Genomic DNA, 1,574 nt, shown 5'->3' with positions numbered 1-1,574 from the left:
GGTCGGGCGGGTGCGCTCTCATCCGGTCAGGTCGGGGATCACGTGCGGGCCCACCCGTCGCACGTGGTCGCGGAACAGTGCCACTGCCGGGGGTTCGTAGCCGCCGCCCGATCCCTGTTGGGGCCAGACCACTCCGATGGGGCGGTGGGCGTCCACGCCCTCGATGCCCAGCTCCGCCGTTCCGCTCAGCGGTCCCTTGGGGCGCGCGGGGAGCACGGACACCCCCAGTCCGGCCGCGACCAGTCCGCGTGCGGTGGCGATGTCGTCGGCTTCGAAGGCCACCCGGGGGGTGAATCCCGCTTGTTCCACGATGCGGTCGGTCAGGTGGCGTACGCCCCGTCCGGGTTTGAGCAGGATGAACTCCTCGTGGGCTGCGGCGGTCACCGCTACCGTCGGGCCCGCGGTGTGGTCCGCCGCCCGGGTGTCCGGGCTCCGGTGTTGCCGTGCCAGCGCGTGTTGCTCGGGCACTACCAGGCGCAGCACCTGGGTGTGCAGCGTGGCCGCGGCCAGTCCCCGGCCCGTGGGCAGCGGTGAGGTCAGGGCCAGGTCGGCGTTGCCCTCGGTGAGTCTGTGCAGTGACTCCGACCACGGTTCCTGGGTCAGGGAGAAGCGCACTCCCGGGTGTTGGGCGCGGAAACCGCGCAGCAGCGCCGGGACCACCTCCACCCCCAGCGTGGGCAGGAAGGTCAGTGCTACGCGGCCCTCCTCGGCGCCGGTCAGTTCGGCCAGGCCCTGGCGCAGGTCCGCCAGGGCCCGTTCCACGTGCGGCAGCAGCAGTCTTGCGGCGCGGGTCAGCCGGACCCCGCGTCCGGTGCGTTCGACCAGGGCCATCCCCAGTTCCTGCTGTGTGCGGGCCAGGGCCCGGCTCAGGGTCGGTTGGGGGATTCCCAGTGCTTCGGCTGCCTGGGTGATGTGCTCGGTCGCGGCCACCGCGGCCACCATCCGCAGCCGCGGTGCCAGTACCCGGGCCAGGGTGTCGGCGTCGATGTCCTCGTCGTTTTCGCGGTGTTCCATGCGTTCCAGTATGGATGGGCGTCAACGCATGCATTGGACGTATGAAAGTGGTCTTTCTAGCGTGGACGGTATGACCCTGACCAGCGCCTCGCCGTCCGATCACGAGACCCGTCCGCGTGCGGGGACCGGTGCTTACCGGCGCACGGTCATCGCGTTGGTGGCCGCCGCGGTGGCGACCTTCGCGCAGTTGTGGTCGGTCCAGCCGATCCTGCCCGCGATCGCCGGGGGGTTCGGCGCCTCGGCCTCCCAGGCGGCGCTCGCGGTCTCGTTGGCCACCGGCGGTCTGGCGGGGTTCACTCTGGTGTGGAGCGGGGCGGCGGATCGTTTCGGTCGCGCGCGCGTCATCGGCGTCTCCCTGTTGGTCGCGACCCTGTTGGGGTGTGCGATTCCGTTCGCCGGTGATCTGTGGCTGCTGCTGGTGTTGCGCGCGTTGCAGGGCGCGGCCCTGGGCGGGGTGCCCGCGGCGGCCGTTGCCTACCTGTCGGAGGAGATCCACCCGGCCGACGCCCCGCGTGCCACGGGCTTGTACATCGCGGGCAACCCGTTGGGCGGGATGGGTG

General features: G+C 71.7%; 2 protein-coding genes. One reads left to right on the top strand and one right to left on the bottom strand.

The annotated features are described in order from the left end of the window. Positions 1-18: 18 nt before the first annotated feature. The gene (locus tag ABD54_RS26545; protein WP_047872291.1) at positions 19-1,014 is read right to left on the bottom strand and encodes a LysR family transcriptional regulator; all 996 of its coding nucleotides are present in this window, start codon (positions 1,012-1,014) and stop codon (positions 19-21) included. 70 nt (positions 1,015-1,084) lie between these two features. On the opposite strand from ABD54_RS26545, the gene ABD54_RS26540 reads away from it, so the two are divergent. Next, positions 1,085-1,574: MFS transporter (locus ABD54_RS26540; protein ID WP_047872292.1), on the top strand; the 490-nt coding region annotated here is incomplete at its 3' end.

Source organism: Nocardiopsis sp. RV163, assembly GCF_001029525.1.
GTDB classification, from domain to species: domain Bacteria; phylum Actinomycetota; class Actinomycetes; order Streptosporangiales; family Streptosporangiaceae; genus Nocardiopsis; species Nocardiopsis dassonvillei.
The sequence above is the reverse complement of the archived record's forward strand: the minus strand, read 5'-3'. Positions and strand labels throughout refer to the sequence as shown.